Origin of the sequence: Streptomyces flavofungini (assembly GCF_041028215.1) — a bacterium.
Classification (GTDB): domain Bacteria; phylum Actinomycetota; class Actinomycetes; order Streptomycetales; family Streptomycetaceae; genus Streptomyces; species Streptomyces flavofungini_B.
In genome coordinates this window covers 1-15,434 of sequence record NZ_JASKYR010000079.1, presented here as the reverse complement: position 1 = coordinate 15,434, position 15,434 = coordinate 1, and the positions used below count along the sequence as shown (strand labels likewise).

The following is a 15,434-nucleotide window of genomic DNA, read 5'->3' as shown; positions in this document are numbered from 1 at the left end:
GTGGGTGAGGTGTGGGCCGGGGTGCGTGAGCGCGTGCTGGCGTTGCGGGATGCGCCGAACCGGCAGGCGGTGTTCGGCGCTTATTTCAAGGAGAGCGGTCACCGGTTCGAGCTGCGTCCCGTCCTGAGCGAGGAGCAGGTCGCCAGGGTGGAGCGACAGGACGGGGTGCGGTTTCCCGACGAGTACCGGAGCTTTCTGCTCGAGGTCGGCGCGGGCGGCGCCGGTCCCGACTACGGCCTGTTCACCATCGAGCCTCCCGAGCGGCTACCCGAGCCCGAGGCCGCACCCGAGCCCGAGCCGGAGCCCGGGACCGGGCCCGACTCCGACACGGCGTCCCCTCCCGCGCCGTTCCGTCCCGAGCGCACGGCGGAGTGGGCGGAGCACCAGGCGGCCGAGCCCGAGCGGACGGCCTACGGGGACTCCGACGAGGACATGGCACGGTTCCGCGAGGCCTATGCCGCCTGGGACAAGCGTGACGACGAGCTCCTCGACTCGCTGACCGAGGGCGCGCTCCACGTGAGCGACCAGGGCTGTGCCTACTACACGCTGCTGGCGATGACCGGCCCCGAGCGCGGCACGATGTGGCACGACGTCCGAGCGGTGGGGGAGGGTGTGGTCCCCTACGAGTTCCCCGGCAGCACGGCCCGGGTCACGTTCGCCCAGTGGTACGCCCGCTGGCTGACCCGCGCGGAACGCGTGGCCTGGCAGACGCCCGAGGGATCGGAGCGGGACGGGGCCGCCTAGGACCCAGCGGCGACGCGGGCCACGGCGGCCGTCGACGGGAGTGGTGATCGTCCCTTGGACCTGCTCCTGGGGAGCGTGGCTTCCGCCCGCGCAGGGTCATCGGCGAAGGTTCATCGACCGGGGTGGGTGGGTTCGACCTCGTCGGCATCGATGCCTGACGGCTGCCTGCGTCGCCGACGGTTGGCCCGCAGAGCTGCAAGCCTTGTGCCGGGGCGTCGAGATGGCTGCGGATCTGTGCGATGACGACGGAGACGAGCTGGTCGAACTGGACGTCCGCGGAGGGGACGGGGAGGGCGTCGGCTTCGCGGCCCTGGCACTGCTCGTCACACCCAGCACACCGTGGTGGGCGCTGCTCGTGCCGCTGCTGGTCTGGGGAGCCGGCGGAGGGATCGCGGGCGCCCCCGTGATGGCCGTGACGGTCCTGGTCACCGAACCCGAGCGGGTCGGCATGGTCGCCGGGACCGTTTCCACTCTCGCCTCCCTCGGCGCGGGTGTCGGAACCGCGGCACTGGGCGCGGTCTTCACCCTGTACGACGGCACCGGTGACGGCAGTCGGGCGGTCACCGACGGTACCCAGGCGGTCCTCACGGTCTCCGCCGCGCTGGCGTTCATCGCCGTACTCACCACACTCGTCCTCATCCACCCACGCCGCGTCCCTCGCCCCGACCGAAGCCCGCAACTCGTCCGGTGAGCAGGATGTTCCGCCCGCTACCGCTACCGCTACCGCTACCGCTACCGCGTGCGGTCCGACTTGACGACCAGGCGGCTCGACGGCGACGCCTCTCAACCGTCAGCGAAGCTGCAACGTACCGGGCGCTTCCTCTTCGAAGATCGCAATCAGCCAGTCGAACGCCGTCGGGCCCTCCTTGTTGCGCGCGGCGGCAAGTTCCCCTGCGACGGAGGGCCGGTTCGTCGGGTGGCAGCGGCCGAGCCGAATCTCCAGCTGACGGGCGGTTTCCGCATACCCGAGTGCGCTCTTGGAGTGGGCATGGTCGCGCCATTCCACCACGAAGCCACCGTCGTCAGGTGTGCCGAAACCGCCTCGCAAGCAGTCGCTGAAGCTGTCGAGGCCGCGGCCGAAGTAGCCGCCGACACCGTTGACTGCCTCGCCCATGACCTGCCAGAAGTCTTCCAGCGTGTGGATGTGCCGCCCGTCAAGTACGTAGCTCGTCGTCATGGTGCCAGGCTAGGCGCCCGGCTGACAGCGCAGGGCAGGCTGGTCATCGACCATCAGCAAGCGGCGCCGCGGCCCGCCGCTGCTCTCGTGGAATTCCGTGTCGAAGCGGAGCCGCGCCTCGGAGGCAGGCAGGCAGGCCGATCCTTCGAGCTCAGTTTCTCCTGCGGAACGTGTCCGTTGCTGTTCCGCCGACTGGAGACATCGCAGCAGAAGTTGTCCCTGGAGGAGGTGCGGGAACGGCTCACCGGAGCGCTGGGCGATGTCGACGACGGTGGGGGGTGATCGATGCGTTCGGCGCGTTGCTGCCGCAGGGCGACTACCTGCCACTGTTCCTGAGTGTGCGACCCCGGCTGGTCGTTCCCGGCTGGTCGTTCCCGGCAAGGAAGGCGACTACTTCAGCGGCGAGCAGGTCCTGACGTGGGGCATCGATCAGTTCTGGGGCCTGCCGGAGTACCCGCACACCCCGCACTACCGAACGGCGATCGCCACGCTCGACCTGTGCGAGCCCGCCGCCGGAACGCCCATCGACCAGTACCAGCACTGGGGCCTGATCCACTTCCTCCTCGACGGCCACCACGAACTGGAGGCCGCCGCCACGGTCGACAGGCCAGTGCGGATCCTCTCCCTGTCGGCCCTGGGGGAGGGCGTGGCCGGAGCGGAAGATGGATCGCGGCGCGAGCCGCTCGGGGCTTGCTCGCCAGGCCGTGATTCAGGTAGCGGGTGAGTCCTGGGCGGACAGTTCTTCCGCCAGTTCCATACAGCGCAAGCGGGCCGGGGAGAAGTCGTAGGGCAGCTTGCCGATGGCTTCGAGCGCGCTCATGCCGTGGCCCTCGCCGTCGTCGGCGGTGGCAGGGTGCAGATCGTCCCAGGCGTCGAAGAGGGCATCGTCGTCCCCGCCCAGGCCGGACTCCTCGATGACGGCCTGGAGGGCCCTCTCGAAGGCGTGCCGCTCGACGGCCACCTGAGCCACCCGTGGGTCATCGACGGCGACACTGTCATCGAGTGCCTCTTCGGCCGCATCGACGCGGTCGGATTGTTCCCGCAGAGTGGGATGCGTGGCCAGGGCGACGAAGCGGGTGGCCTGGACGGCCGCGCCGAGCGGGCCGAAGATTCGCTCAGTGACCAGCAGACTGTCCAGGTCCGCCTGACGCAGGGAGCCCTCGGGCAGGCTCTTGAGGCGTTCGGTGACGAAGGCGGAGAGCAGGCCCATCCGGCTGCCTTCGGCACGCATCCGCCGCACGGCGGTCCGTTGCCGCCGCAGTTCCGCCTCCTGCTCGGCGAGCGTTTCCTCCAACCGCTCCAGAATGCCCGGGATACCCTCTGCGCCGTCCGCACCCGCCGTAGTCGTGCCGGTGGTGAAGGCGTCGCGGATGTCGTCCAGGGCGATCCCCGCGTCGGCCATCTTGCGAATCCACAGCAGGCGGATCATGTCCTCGTATCCGTACCTGCGGCGGTCATCGCCGCCCCGCTCAGGCTCGGGGAGCAGGCCGATCTCGTGGTAATGGCGAATCGCCCGTGGCGTGCTGCCGACGAAGGCCGCCGCGTCACCGATCTTGACCTGACGGGGTGGTCTGAAGGACGAATGCATGAGCGGGGACCTTTCCTGAAGTCGTCGGGACGTAGGCCCAATGGACCACATGCCGCTACGGAAGGTGCAACCCGTACACGCCGCGCCGCGCCGATCTGAGGTTGCGGACCTCCGGGGCGGACGAGTTGGCTTTCGCCGCTCTCGTGCCGCGCCGGAGGCCCTGCCTGGGTGCGCTCAACCGGCCGAATTCACCTGATCAGGGTCAATGGGCACTGGAGGCGGTTGGGTCGACGGGGTGGAAGTTGATGCGTTCGCGCACCACGGGGAAACCGGCCTTGGTGAAGTTCGCGGCCATGGGGAAGTTGCCCCGGTCCGTCGCGCCGGTGACGGCCTCTGCGCCCTGTTCCACCAAGAAGTGGGTGCACTCGGCGAGGAGGTCGTAGGCGTAACCATGACCGCGATGCTCGGGCAGGACGCCGATGAAACCGATGGTCGGTCCGGAGGGGTTGTGCGCCGGGATGTGGATGCCGACCAGTTCGCCTTCCGGGGTGCGGGCGAGCTGCCACCATTCCCGTGGGGACGGGCACCAGTGGAAGAATTCAAGCTCTTCCCGCGCGGCCTGGTCGAGACCGCCCTCCTCGATGGCCTTCAGCGCGTGGGCGTCCAGCGTGGCCGAGTGGATGCGGCGCAGCGCGTCGAAGAAGACCGCGTCATCGGGTTCGGGGCCGAAGATGAGACGTCCGGGCCGCTCGGGCAGGCCGCGTTCGGGGGTCCAGCGGTACAGGAAGCGTTCCACCAGGAGCTCGTAACCGGCGGCCCGTGCGGCGGCGAAGCGGGTCTCGGCGGCCGCGGCCAGGGCGGGGTGTTCGCGCCAGTCGCCGGGCAGGTTGAGTTCGAGTTCGACCCGCCACGGGGCGGAGCGCAGGAGTTCGGCCCCCGCCTCGACCTCGCCCTCGGCGACATCGAACCAGTTGACGTTGATGGGTTCCTCGTCATCGGGACCGCCCCACCAGGCGCCGCGGGCGACGACGGTGCCGTCGCGCAGGGCCACTCGCTTCCAGTGCGGGCGGTGCGTGGTCCGCTGGTGCGCGGCACGGGCGTTCAACGGGTCGGGATGTGCGTCGAACAGGTGGGCGTCGCTCTCGTCGAGCGCGCGGATGACCGTATCGGTCATGGGTTCCTCCGGGATGCGTACGGCAGAAGCGCTCCCGGTCGGATCAGAGGTGCCACACCGGGGTAGCGGGGAGGGAGCGCTGGATGATGGAGAACTGCACGGCACTCGCCTCCTTCCGTTCGTCTCACGCGGCGTGGTCCGGGGCCAGACGTTACTTGAACACTGAGGGGCCCGTCCACGGATTATGCGAACCGTGCGACACAGCCGGATATCTGCCGTCCCCGTCCCTCGGTGGCCCGCCGGACATCCGGGGCCCCGAGGCAGGCGTCGGCGTCGTAGACCTGGAGACGTTCCGGCCTGGCGCCTTGACGCTGTACAGCTGCCCGGTCGCGGGACGGGTGGTGGCGGGGTTCGCCGCGCATCGTGCGGTGGGCACGCAGGTTCGCGACGGACGTCACACGAGACCAGAAACACGTATTCCGATTCGTGTATCGTGCGACGTAGAAAGTCTCTGGCACGCGAGCAGTGAGGACTGGAGGAAGCCATGGCGGCCCGCACAGCGATCTGGAACCAGACCCGTATCCCGACCAGACGATGCGCTCTTCCGCCGCAGCGGCGGACCATCGGCACTGAACCGCCTCGTGAGCGCACTACGGTGGCCTTGGACGGTGAGATCGACGCCGAGCGCACCGGCAAGCTGCTGCCGGACCTGCTCGACGCCCTCTCGCGTTCGGCGGCCGGTCTCACACTGGATCTGCGCGCCGTCACCTTCTGCGACTGCTCCGGTCTCAACTGCTTGCTGCTCCTGCGCCGACGAGCCGTATCACAGAACAAGTGCCTGGTCATCGACGCGATGAGTCCGGCAGTTGCCCGCATCCTCGACCTCACCGGCACCCGCACCCTCCTCATTCCCTGAGCGGCGCAGAGCGGCACTGTCACTCAGGAACGACGGAGCAGAGATCACAGCGGCCTGGCCGTGGACGCGTGGGCACGGCGGTAGGCGCGGGGGGTGGTGCCCGTGAATCTGCGGAAGTGGTGGCGCAGGGCGGCGGGCGAGGGAAATCCCGTCGCGCCCGCGATGCCCTCGACGGGTGTGTCCGTCTCCCGCAGCAGCCGCATCGCCTCGTGCAGGCGCGTACGCAGCACGTACTGGAGTGGGGTGCATCCGGTGTGGGCGCGGAAGCGGCGCGTCACGCCGCTGGTGCTCGTGCGCGCGTGGGCGGCGATCTGGGGGAGTGTGAGGGGGAGGTGGAGGTGTGCACCGATCCACTCCAGGGTGGGTTCGAGGCCCGCGCTCTCAGCGACCTCCCGGTCGATCGCCATCTGGACGCTGTCCGCGTCCGCGTCCAGGGGTGTGATCAGTTCCCGTGACGTCTCCCCGGCGACCCGGCGGCCGGAGTCGCGGGCGAGCAGCCGCAGACAGACGTCCAGGCCCCCGAAGACTCCCGCGGCCGTGCAGAACGGCCCGTCCTCGATGACCGTACCGGCCGGATCGACGTCGATATGCGGGTACCGGGCGGCCAGTTCCTCCACGTGCCGCCAACCGGTCGTGGCCCGGCGTCCGTCGAGGAGGCCGCTGGCCGCGAGCGTGAACGTGCCGGTGCCGACGGCGGCGACGCGGGCCCCCCGGGCCGCCGCCGCACGCAGCGCGGCGAGCACGGCCCCGGAGGGCTGTCCGGCACGCGGGGCGCCGTGCCCGGGGACCAGTACGGCGTCGGCGTCCTCGGCGCTTTCGAGGCTGTGCGGTGGACGGATGACGAGCGCCGGCCCGGGCCCGCCGGTCGACCGGAACCCGGGTGCCGCACAGAGCCTGACCTCGTAGGAGACTCCGGGGAACACACGGCAGGCTGTACCGAAGACGAGGCCGGGCGTGGTGAGGTGATGGCCCGGAGCCCCCTCCAGCGCGAGGACAGCGATCACTGGCATATCGGGCATCCAACCATCCGACCGTCCGCCTGTCCGTCCGACCGTCCGTCCGCCTGTCTGTTGGCAGCGTCCGGCAGCGCAGGGCAGCGTCTATCGGAGTATGCCGGTCGCCTGAGTCGCGGACAGCCGCGCCAAGCCCGCGCAACCAATGACGTTACCTGTCAGCCTTGCTGATGGATCGTCGTGTCGATCCAGTCCCTGAAGGCCGGCACGTTGGAGTAGAGTCCGGGCCCCGTCCCGCAGCCCTCGCGAAGGCTGCCTGGTCCGGACGTAGTGCCGATCAGCTCCCAGCGACCCTTCCTCGCGCGCTGGAGCTGCGGCCCGCCGGAGTCGCCGTTGCACGCCATGGCCTTCGGCTTCGGGCTGACGGTGCACAGCCGCGTCCTGCCTGCCCAGCCGGGGTCGCACTCGCCTGCCGCGCCCCTGCGGGTGGCCAGTTGCTGGAGGCGGTCGGGGAACTTCGCGTCCTCCAGCGATGGCGCCTCGACAACTGTGCCGTAGCCGAGGATGCGGGTGGGCGTGCCCGTCGGCCCCGCCTTGTCGGCGATGCGGACAGGCTTCTGCGCGACGGGGCGGTCCAGGCGTATCAGCGCGAGGTCGTTCTTGTTGTACGTCGTTCCCGTCATGTCCTGCACATAGCCGGGCGCGGTGACGATCTTGTCGATGTTCCGGACGGACCCGCCGGTCGTACGGTGGTCGCTGCCTACGCGGATCTTCCCGGTCAGCGTGGCAAGTTCGGGGTTGACGCAGTGCGCGGCCGTGAGGACCCACCGCGGGTGGATCAGCGTCGCCCCGCACTGGGCCCCGTACTCCTTGATCGGCACCGTCGCCATGAACGAGTAGTGCTCCGTGGCGTTGTCGCCGTTGACGATGGCGCTCGCGCTGCCGGTCAGCACCGTGGCGCCAAGGAGCGCGGACGCGGCGAGTGCGGTGGCGCCGCGGGCGAGCATCCGGCGTCGGCTGTGCCGGGGCCGGTCGGCCCGGCCGGAACCATCGGAAGAAGGTGCCCCGGAAACGGGGGTGGTGTCAGTGGCGTGCATGAGCGCACCTTTCGTGAACAGAGGCGAGGGGTGGGCAGGTGAGAACAGTGACGGGAAGGCAGGTGTGCGAGACCTCTGACCGCCTCGGTCCCACCGCTCTGTGATCTTCCTTCGCGCCCCCTCCGGCGAACAGCGGCCGTGGTGTCAGTCTGGGCTAAATTCTGGACATGCCAGTGATCGCCGTCCTCGCCCTCGACGGGGCCCCGGGACACCACCTCACCGCCCCCGGTCTGACCTTCGCCACGGCGGCAAGGCACCACCACCCGGTCGCGTACGAGGTGCGGGTCTGCGCGGGGCCGGGGTTCGTCGGCACGGGCGGCCCCGCACCCTTCGCCCTCGACACACCCTGGGGCATGGAGGGACTCGCGGACGCCGACACGGTGCTGCTGCCGGGGCACGAGAACTTCCGTTCCGCACCGCCGCCCGGCGTCGTGGACGCCCTGCTCAGCGCCGCGGCGCGCGGGGCCCGCGTCGGTGCCGTCGGCACCGGCACCTTCACGCTCGCGGCCACCGGTCTCCTGGACGGACGCCGGGCGGCCACCAGCCGACGGCACACGCGGGAACTGGCGCGGCTGCACCCTCGTATCGATGTGGACCCCGAGGGGGCCGCGGTGGCCGACGGCCCCTTCCACAGTGCGGCCGGGGTGCTCGGAGGCGTCGACCTGTGCCTCCACCTGATCACCCTGGACCATGGGGAGGCGGTGGCCATCGAGACGGAACGGCAGCTTTTCCTGCACCTGCACCCGGAGCCGGGCGACGGCGACGGGCTGGCACCCGAAGCCGCTTCGCGGCCAGCCCGGGACGCCCCCGCGCAGTCCGGACCACGAGCCCCCCAGGACGCGGCTGCCGAGTTCGCCTACAACGCCGTCACCCCGCCCGGCAGCAGTCTCGAACCGGTGACACGGTGGATGGAGGCCAACCTCCACCATCCCCTGTCCCTCGACGACATCGCGGAACAGGCGCAGCTCGGCGTCCGCAGCCTGACCCGCCGCTTCCGCGCCGAAACGGGACTCACCCCGCTGCAATACCTGCTCCGCATGCGCATCCAGCACGCGCAGCGACTCCTGGAGCGCACCGACGACCCGGTGGCACGCATCGCTGCCCACAGCGGCCTCGGCACCCCGGCCAACCTGCGCCACCACTTCCAGCGCTCCACCGGCACCAGCCCCACCGTCTACCGCACGGCGTTCCGCGCGCTGGTCTCCGGCCTCACCTGGCCGGAACGCCCCGGCCAGCCGTGATCACATCGGCGGCACCCCTTCCGTCGGCGGGGCGGGTCAGCAGCGGGACCCGTTGTCCGTCCGTCGGCGGAGGCCGGTCAGCAGTGGGACCCGTTGTTCGTGGTGAACCAGGTGTACTCGTTGCTGACCCAGCCGTTCTGGCTGTTCACCGCCCGGCGTACGTGCCACCAGGCCCTGTCCCCGTTGACAGGTGTGCCGGTGTCCCAGCAGTGCGCGTACAGCAACTCGTGGTCCTGCAGTTGCCCGATGATGCGGCATCCATCCGAACCGGAGTGCGGACCGGAGCGCAGGTTGACCCCGGTGCCGTACACATAGCTTTCTTGCGCGGATTTGTTGCTCCATGAGTGACTGCAGGACAGTGCTCCTGCGGACGAGGCCGTGGCCGGGGCCGCCGTGGTGGCCGCCAGTGCTCCGGCCAGCAGCGTCCCCGCCAGGACGACGCGAACGACACGAGAACGAAAACGCATGTCTCTCCCCTCCGCCACGGCGGAGATGGCCCCCTGGTCACGCTGGGAAGCGTGGATTCGATGCAGCTCCGGTCCGGGCGCTCTGATGTGTGGTTTTGTACGCTACCCAGCCGTGAGACAGACATAAGGGGCTCTTTCGGCCCTCTTCGGTTGCCCTGGGGTGCCGCGAGATCGCGCCTGCCCCTGCTGGTGACAGGGCTCAACGGTCTACCAGGCGCGTGTCCTCAAGCGAGAAGCCCGCACAGTCGGTCGGCTTGCCGTTCGGCCGTTCCCGGCGGATTGCGAGGGTGCTGGGGGTCGTCGCAGGACAAGAGGAACAACCACACGAGCGCCAACAGCCTGCGACATTCCAGCAGCCGCGCACGTTCGGCAGGGCTCAGGTCGAACAGATCCAGGAACGCCTCGATGTCGAGTGGAGGGCCTACCCAGCTGGCCACATGTTCCGTGATCTCCGCCAGCTCGAAGGGCCGGTCGCTGCGACCGGAGTCCTCGAAGTCGACGATCCGCACGCGAGTGCCGTCCCACAGATAGTTGGCGAGGTTGCCGTCCCCCGGGCCGAAAGCCATCGGGATGCCTGGTCCGCCGACTCGTTCCATGCCTGGACGGGCGAGGCCTGCACGGGCGAGCCACTCAAGGCCGAGGTCCATGGCCTTCCCTACCGCATCGCTGACTCGCGGGCGAACCTGCGGTGTCCAGGAGCGGATCTGAGCGATGAGCTGATGCTGCCGACCAGGCCGGTCGGGCACCTCAGCCAGAACATCCGCCGGTACAGCCGCGTACAGCTCGCTCGTTGCCGCCGCCAGAGCCTTGAGCTGGCGATTGCTGAGTGACTGTCCCCGTAGCGGCTCACCCGGCAGGCGCGACATCACCACCACCGGCTCCTTCGCCGCGCGATCCGCGCTCTGCGGGGCGGGGGCCAACCCCGGTGCGTGCGCGGCCAGCAACGTCAGCGCACGCCATTCGCGCTCCCACTTGCCACTGCCCTCAGGTCCGAACCTCTTGATGACGCTGTCGGACCGCAGTTCGACAGCGTGCGTACTCCAAGAAACGGAAGTCATGAGACGCGATCCTCTCAGCAGCCGCACACGCACCGCCGAACTGCGCGCGCCACTCAGCAGCCGATGATTGCCCGACCTCCGCCGGGACTTCGAGGTGCCGCCCTGCCCGGACGCCGGACGACGCTGAGGCGGAGCTGCGCCCGTCGGCGGCAGCCGGGGGAGACCCGCGACGGCGCGCGATCGCCCTCGGGGCGGCCACGTCCGTCGCGCCGCAGCCGAACGGTGCAACCCGCGCACTCACCGTGCCGGAGTCGGGAACGGACCCCAAACGCGGGCATCGGCAGTGGCGCTCCCGCTGCTCACGACCGGGGCGCCCTGGCGAGGCGAAGCCCGTGGGACGTAGGTCCAGCGCGGCCGGTCACCGACCCTGTCGGGAACTGTTACGGGCCCTGCGCAACAGCGGACCCGGCAGACTAGGACTGACAGACCCACGCGGAGAACACCGGCGTTCGCGATACTCCCTTGCATGGGCAACAACAGCGAGAACTGGCCAGCTTTCTGCGTAAGGCGCGCAGCCAGGTAAGTTTTGAGGACGCCGGTCTTGCGCCGGACGGCCGTGCGCGGCGCGTGCCGGGGCTGCGGCGTGAAGAGGTCGCGCTGCTGGCGGGTGTGTCGACCGACTACTACACGCGGCTGGAGCAGGGGCGCCCCATCACCCCCTCGCCCGCTGTCGTGGAGGCGCTCTGCCGGGCTCTGCGTCTGGACGAGGCGGGGCGCGCCCACCTGCACGACCTCATCGGTGTGGCGGCGGCACCCGCACGTGGGCGTGGCCGGAGCGTCCAGAGACTGCGCCCGGGTATGCACCGGCTCGTCGACGCGCTCGATGAACCCGCCCTGGTGCTGGGCCGTCGTAGCGACGTGCTGGCCGCCAACCGGATGTGCAAGGCCTTGTTCACCGACTTCGACGCGATGCCAACCCGGCACCGCAACTACGCACGCTGGATGTTCCTGAGTGAGGAGTCACGTGCGCTGTTCGTCGACTGGGAGGAGCATGCGCGTGCCGCGGTGGAGAGCCTGCGCCTGGAGGTGGGGCGCGACAGGGACGATCCGGGTACGAACGAGCTCGTCGCGGAGCTGCGCGAGAAGAGCGCGCAGTTCAACCTCTGGTGGGAGGACCACCGGGTCCATCAGCGCACCTACGGCTCCAAACGCCTGCATCACCCTCTGGTCGGCGAACTGACCGTGGAGTACGAGACGCTCCTGCTGCCGGGAGATCCCGACACCGCACTGTTCATCTACACGACCGAACCCGGCTCATCGTCCAAGCAGGCACTGGACCTGCTGGCCATGTGGGCGCTCGCCGGAGCTGAAACACCCCTGCCCGGTACTCCTCCGCGGCTTCGGTCCTCAGCGCAGATAGGTGCAGTCGGCGTCAGGGTCGCGGGAGAGGGCGATCACCCCGGCGAGCCGGTCGCGCACCGCATGCAGGTCGCTGATCTGCTGGTCGATGCGGATCTGCTCGGCCTCCAACTGCTCCAGGAGAGCCGGGGACGCCTCTTTGGCTCCCGAGTCCACGCACGGCAGGACCTCGCGGACCACTCTGCTCGGCAGACCCGCGGCGTAGAGCTGCTGGATCAGGCGGACCCGGGCGACGGCGGTGTCGGGGTAGTACCGCTGGCCGCCGGGGCCACGGGAAGCGGGGAGCAGATCCTGTTCCTCGTAGTAACGCAGTGCGCGAACGCTTACCCCTGCCTTGTCGGCGACCTCACCGATGCGCACCGGACCTCCTCTGGCCGGGCGGCCGCCCGACTCACACCTGACGTCAACGTAAGGTCCTAGTTTAGGGGTCGTGGGCGCTTGCCACCCAGGCAACCATCTGTGGTCACACAAGCAACCATCTATGGTTGCGCCTCCGCCTACGACGCTCGGTCACCCTGCTGGTCCAGTGCCATCTGGCGCCGTTCCTGTTCCCGCTTGGAATAGGCGGCGGCCCGGATGGCCTCGTCGCTCTCCAGGCCGGAGCCCAGCGCGCCGCCCACGGTCGCCGTGGAAGCGACGAACCATGACAACGTCCAGTAGCCCGAGATGTCCAGCGGTTCTCGCGTCATGGAAGCGAACACCTTGTCATTGAGGATGAACAGTGCCCACACCACGTTGATGAGCAGTAGTCCCACGTAACAGACGAGCACCCCGATACCTACGGTCAGGACCGTCGACGTGTTGTAGAGCCGCGCCCTCTGCTTCGCTTCCTGGGAAGCCTCTGACGTGCGATGCCACAGTTGCGCGTCCACGATCAGCCAGCCGATCATGAGCGCGACCGAGCCGACGGTGGCGATCACGAGGCGCGGGGTGCCGAGGGCCTCGGCGAGACTCCAGATGGTGGAGTTCACGGTCGCGACCGCGCCCGTGGCGAGTGCTGCCGCCAGTGCCTTCGACAGTCCCGGCACCAGACGCCAAGGCCGGTTGGCGCGGACCATACCGGCGAGCACCCGCAGGTAACCTCGTGGCCCGCGGACGACGTACCGCAGATCGGCGGTCTCCCCTTCACCGACCTGACCCTGATGGACGGGGGCGAGACCAAGGGCAAGCGGTCTCCGGTGCCGTTGACTTCGCGGTCGCTCCTCGGCACCGGTGTCCTGCGGCGCCGCCAAGCCGAGCACGGCTTCCTCCACCGCTCGCCGGGCCCTTGTCTGGAGGCGCAGACCGCCCAGCGAGGGGAGGGAGAGCAGCGCCAACCCGTGTTCGTGACTCAGGTCCGCGACGAGCCTGTGCCCGTGTGAGTGCAACGGGAGGTCGGTGAGGGCCACGATGATGTCCCAGTCCTCCGCGCTTCCGCGGTCCAGGATCCGGCGCATCAAGGTGGGCGGGTCCTCGGTTCCCGCGGTGAAAGGCTCACTGACGACCCTGACGTCGAACCGCTGCCCTGGTTCCGACTTCTCGGCGAGCCGCATCGACAGTCTCTGGGCCATGCGCCGCGCGATGTCCGTCGGCGTATCCGGATCCGCCAGAAGAGTCACGATCGTAACGTCCTCAGGCGACCTGTCCACGCCCCGGCCCTTCTCGTCGGCTACCTCGACGATCGCAGGTTGCCACAGGAGGCCTCTGCGGCAACGGCGGCACTCCGCTCAGTGCGCCGACCCCCGCCCCTGTGGCCCCGGTGACGGATCGGGTCGCCTGCCGGGGTCCCGTCAGGGCCGGTCACCGCTGGGGCGCCGGTTGACCCGCTGCCGGGCGAGGTCCCTCGGGGCCCGCGGAACGGACCAGGTTGCCCGCCCGCTCGCGGTGCTCGTGCACGAGGCGGATCACCATGGCGCCCTCACCGGTCGCCGAGGCCACGCGTTTGACCGAGCCGCTCCGGACGTCGCCGGCGGCGAAGATCCCGGGGAGAGTGGTCTCCAGCAGCATCGGATCGCGTCCTAGCGCGGCCCAGTGATGCGCGTCCGCCACCGCCTGGGCGTTGGCGCCGGTGAGGACGAAGCCCTTTTCGTCGAGGGCCAGCACGCCGCTGAGCCATTCCGTGCGCGGCTTGGCCCCGATGAACACGAACAGCGCCGCCGCCGGAAGCTCGCGGCGCTCACCGCTCGCGTTGTCCTCCACCGTCAGCGACTCCAGTTTCTCCCGCCCACCGACCTCCCGTACCTCGGTGTGGAGCAGCACCTCTATCTTGGGGTGCTGCTCCACCTGGTCCACCAGGTAGCGCGACATGTCCGCGTTGAGGTCATCGCCCCGGACAAGGAGGTGGACCCTGGAGGCGTGGTGGCCGAGGAACAGCGCCGCCTGCCCGGCGGAATTCCCGCCGCCGACCACGGCGACCGGATCCGCCTGGCAGAGACTGGCCTCCTGGACCGTCGCCGCGTAGTAGACACTGACGCCCTCCAGGCGGTCGATGCCGGGCACTTCGAGCCTGCGGTACCGCACGCCCGAGGCGAGCACCACGGCTCCGGCCCGGAGCCGGGAGCCGTCCGTGAAGGTGATGACGTACTCGTCTTCTTCCGGAGTGAGCCCGTTGACCTCTGCCGGGACCATGAGACGAGCGCCGAACTTGTGGGCCTGGAGCACCGCGCGTTCGACGAGCTCGCCCCCGGAGATGCCCGACGGGAAGCCGAGGTAGTTCTCGATGCGCGATGAGGTGGCGGCCTGGCCTCCGGAGGCCACCGCGTCGACGGTGACCGTGGTGAGGCCGTCGGAAGCGCCGTACACGGAGGCGGCGAGTCCCGCGGGGCCCGCACCGACCACCATCACGTCGCACCGTCCGCTACCGGACGAGGGGCCGGGGGCGGGCAGCCCGATGAGCCGGGCGAGTTCGGCGTTGCTCGGATTGCGCAGCACCCTGTCGCCCCTCCAGAGAACCACCGGTGTCTCCTCGGGAGGGATGGCGAACCGGCGCAGCAGTGCCTCGGCACCCTTGTCCTTCTCAAGATCGACCCAGCGGTGGGGCAGCCGGTTGCGTGCGGCGAACTCCCGCAGCCGCAGCGTGTCCGGTGAATAGCACGATCCCAGGATCCGGAAACCGGCACCGAGGCCGATGAGCAGGTACCTGCGGCTCAGATAGGCGCGGAGGATCAGGTCGCCGAGTACGGGGTCGCGGTCGACCAGTGTGCGTTGCCGCTCCACCGGTACGGCCAGGATCTCACCCGTCCGGCGCATCACAGCGGTGTCGAACGCTGCCTGGCCCTCGAGCAGCCCGAGTTCACCGAGGAACCTGCCGGGTCCGTGCACGGCCACCGTCCGCTCGTCGGGGCCGCCGTGGTCGTGGAGGATCTCGACGGCGCCGCTGAGGATCGCGAGGAACTCGCGGACCGGTTCTCCCTCGCGGTACAGCACCTCGCCCTCGGTGATCCTGCGGCGTTCGCCCTGTGCGCTCAGGTCCGCGAGCTGCTCCGGCGTGAGGCGCGGGAACGCCCCGTACCGGTCGGGTGTCTCGCTGACCGCGCCGTGCCCCTGCTCGGCGGTGCTCATCAGACCAGGGCCTCGTGAACGAAGCACCAGCGCCAGTCCTCTCCGGGTTCGAAGGACTGCACGATGGGGTGACCGGTACTCGCCGCGTGCCGTCTGGCGTGTTTGAGGGGAGAGGAGTCGCAGCAGCCTACGTGCCCGCAGGTGAGGCAGAGGCGCAGGTGCACCCACGTGGAATGCTCCTTGAGGCACTCTTCGCAGCCGTCGGGGGTACGGGGGCTCACTGGGCGCACCATCGCCAGG

Annotated in this window: 16 protein-coding genes and 1 pseudogene; 6 read left to right on the top strand and 11 right to left on the bottom strand. The window is 69.8% G+C overall.

Features of this window, described 5'->3' with window-relative positions; all coding sequences use genetic code 11:
- Both AB8Z36_RS08405 and AB8Z36_RS08400 read left to right on the top strand, forming a co-directional pair.
- A partial coding sequence (locus AB8Z36_RS08405; RefSeq protein ID WP_369212569.1) for an SMI1/KNR4 family protein occupies window positions 1-744 on the top strand: 744 nt, incomplete at its 5' end.
- 220 nt (window positions 745-964) lie between these two features.
- Window positions 965-1,435: an MFS transporter gene (locus tag AB8Z36_RS08400; RefSeq protein WP_369212568.1), complete on the top strand. Its 471-nt coding sequence runs from the start codon at window positions 965-967 to the stop codon at window positions 1,433-1,435.
- Window positions 1,436-1,534: 99 nt separating this feature from the next.
- Here the strand turns inward: AB8Z36_RS08400 and AB8Z36_RS08395 are convergent, their stop codons facing one another.
- Window positions 1,535-1,921 (bottom strand): barstar family protein, encoded by a 387-nt coding sequence (locus AB8Z36_RS08395; RefSeq protein ID WP_369212567.1) that lies wholly within the window; start codon window positions 1,919-1,921, stop codon window positions 1,535-1,537.
- Between the two features lie 259 nt (window positions 1,922-2,180).
- Here AB8Z36_RS08395 and AB8Z36_RS08390 point away from each other — a divergent pair, with 259 nt between their 5' ends.
- On the top strand, window positions 2,181-2,645 hold the full coding sequence (locus AB8Z36_RS08390; protein WP_369212566.1) for a hypothetical protein: 465 nt from the start codon (window positions 2,181-2,183) through the stop codon (window positions 2,643-2,645).
- On the opposite strand, the gene AB8Z36_RS08385 is transcribed toward AB8Z36_RS08390, so the two are convergent.
- Window positions 2,631-3,509 (bottom strand): MerR family transcriptional regulator, encoded by an 879-nt coding sequence (locus AB8Z36_RS08385; RefSeq protein ID WP_369212565.1) that lies wholly within the window; start codon window positions 3,507-3,509, stop codon window positions 2,631-2,633. The two genes, AB8Z36_RS08390 and AB8Z36_RS08385, sit on opposite strands and share 15 nt — an antisense overlap.
- Before the next feature lie 202 nt (window positions 3,510-3,711).
- Entirely contained in the window at window positions 3,712-4,623 is a 912-nt protein-coding gene (locus tag AB8Z36_RS08380; protein WP_369212564.1) for a GNAT family N-acetyltransferase, read from the bottom strand.
- 601 nt (window positions 4,624-5,224) lie between these two features.
- On the opposite strand from AB8Z36_RS08380, the gene AB8Z36_RS08375 reads away from it, so the two are divergent.
- The gene (locus AB8Z36_RS08375) at window positions 5,225-5,479 is read left to right on the top strand and encodes an STAS domain-containing protein (protein ID WP_369212563.1); all 255 of its coding nucleotides are present in this window, start codon (window positions 5,225-5,227) and stop codon (window positions 5,477-5,479) included.
- A 44-nt stretch (window positions 5,480-5,523) separates the two neighbouring features.
- Here AB8Z36_RS08375 and AB8Z36_RS08370 read toward each other — a convergent pair whose 3' ends face one another.
- A complete protein-coding gene (locus AB8Z36_RS08370) occupies window positions 5,524-6,498 on the bottom strand; it encodes a GlxA family transcriptional regulator (protein ID WP_369212562.1) in 975 nt (324 codons plus the stop codon).
- A gap of 152 nt (window positions 6,499-6,650) precedes the next feature.
- Complete coding sequence (locus AB8Z36_RS08365; protein WP_369212561.1) at window positions 6,651-7,529, bottom strand: S1 family peptidase; 879 nt, start codon at window positions 7,527-7,529, stop codon at window positions 6,651-6,653.
- Between the two features lie 167 nt (window positions 7,530-7,696).
- Between AB8Z36_RS08365 and AB8Z36_RS08360 the strand changes: the two genes are divergently transcribed.
- Window positions 7,697-8,770, top strand: a complete 1,074-nt coding sequence (locus tag AB8Z36_RS08360) for a GlxA family transcriptional regulator (RefSeq protein ID WP_369212560.1) — start codon at window positions 7,697-7,699, stop codon at window positions 8,768-8,770.
- Between the two features lie 77 nt (window positions 8,771-8,847).
- Here AB8Z36_RS08360 and AB8Z36_RS08355 read toward each other — a convergent pair whose 3' ends face one another.
- Complete coding sequence (locus AB8Z36_RS08355) at window positions 8,848-9,237, bottom strand: hypothetical protein (RefSeq protein WP_369212559.1); 390 nt, start codon at window positions 9,235-9,237, stop codon at window positions 8,848-8,850.
- Between the two features lie 224 nt (window positions 9,238-9,461).
- Window positions 9,462-10,295: a phosphotransferase family protein gene (locus AB8Z36_RS08350; protein ID WP_369212558.1), complete on the bottom strand. Its 834-nt coding sequence runs from the start codon at window positions 10,293-10,295 to the stop codon at window positions 9,462-9,464.
- A 462-nt stretch (window positions 10,296-10,757) separates the two neighbouring features.
- Between AB8Z36_RS08350 and AB8Z36_RS08345 the strand changes: the two are divergent.
- A pseudogene (locus AB8Z36_RS08345) lies at window positions 10,758-11,624 on the top strand (helix-turn-helix transcriptional regulator); the annotation flags it as partial.
- 18 nt (window positions 11,625-11,642) lie between these two features.
- On the opposite strand, the gene AB8Z36_RS08340 reads toward AB8Z36_RS08345, so the two are convergent.
- The 4 genes from AB8Z36_RS08340 to AB8Z36_RS08325 form a co-directional block, all read right to left on the bottom strand.
- A complete protein-coding gene (locus AB8Z36_RS08340; protein WP_369212570.1) occupies window positions 11,643-12,014 on the bottom strand; it encodes a MerR family transcriptional regulator in 372 nt (123 codons plus the stop codon).
- Between the two features lie 137 nt (window positions 12,015-12,151).
- The gene (locus AB8Z36_RS08335; protein ID WP_440581875.1) at window positions 12,152-13,252 is read right to left on the bottom strand and encodes a hypothetical protein; all 1,101 of its coding nucleotides are present in this window, start codon (window positions 13,250-13,252) and stop codon (window positions 12,152-12,154) included.
- A 181-nt stretch (window positions 13,253-13,433) separates the two neighbouring features.
- Window positions 13,434-15,194 carry an FAD-dependent oxidoreductase gene (locus AB8Z36_RS08330; protein WP_369212556.1) on the bottom strand — a complete coding sequence of 587 codons (1,761 nt, stop codon included), beginning with the start codon at window positions 15,192-15,194 and terminating at the stop codon, window positions 13,434-13,436.
- The gene (locus tag AB8Z36_RS08325; RefSeq protein ID WP_369212555.1) at window positions 15,194-15,433 is read right to left on the bottom strand and encodes a UBP-type zinc finger domain-containing protein; all 240 of its coding nucleotides are present in this window, start codon (window positions 15,431-15,433) and stop codon (window positions 15,194-15,196) included. Before AB8Z36_RS08325 ends, AB8Z36_RS08330 begins: the two co-directional genes overlap by 1 nt.
- Between the last annotated feature and the right edge of the window lies 1 nt (window position 15,434).

Bases quoted from the DNA above. Each gene is read 5' to 3' on its own strand.
- AB8Z36_RS08400 (WP_369212568.1), top strand. From the start codon at position 965: ATGGCTGCGGATCTGTGCGATGACGACGGAGACGAGCTGGTCGAACTG.
- AB8Z36_RS08395 (WP_369212567.1), bottom strand. From the start codon at position 1,921: ATGACGACGAGCTACGTACTTGACGGGCGGCACATCCACACGCTGGAA.
- AB8Z36_RS08390 (WP_369212566.1), top strand. From the start codon at position 2,181: ATGTCGACGACGGTGGGGGGTGATCGATGCGTTCGGCGCGTTGCTGCC.
- AB8Z36_RS08385 (WP_369212565.1), bottom strand. From the start codon at position 3,509: ATGCATTCGTCCTTCAGACCACCCCGTCAGGTCAAGATCGGTGACGCG.
- AB8Z36_RS08380 (WP_369212564.1), bottom strand. From the start codon at position 4,623: ATGACCGATACGGTCATCCGCGCGCTCGACGAGAGCGACGCCCACCTG.
- AB8Z36_RS08370 (WP_369212562.1), bottom strand. From the start codon at position 6,498: ATGCCCGATATGCCAGTGATCGCTGTCCTCGCGCTGGAGGGGGCTCCG.
- AB8Z36_RS08365 (WP_369212561.1), bottom strand. From the start codon at position 7,529: ATGCACGCCACTGACACCACCCCCGTTTCCGGGGCACCTTCTTCCGAT.
- AB8Z36_RS08360 (WP_369212560.1), top strand. From the start codon at position 7,697: ATGCCAGTGATCGCCGTCCTCGCCCTCGACGGGGCCCCGGGACACCAC.
- AB8Z36_RS08355 (WP_369212559.1), bottom strand. From the start codon at position 9,237: ATGCGTTTTCGTTCTCGTGTCGTTCGCGTCGTCCTGGCGGGGACGCTG.
- AB8Z36_RS08350 (WP_369212558.1), bottom strand. From the start codon at position 10,295: ATGACTTCCGTTTCTTGGAGTACGCACGCTGTCGAACTGCGGTCCGAC.
- AB8Z36_RS08330 (WP_369212556.1), bottom strand. From the start codon at position 15,194: ATGAGCACCGCCGAGCAGGGGCACGGCGCGGTCAGCGAGACACCCGAC.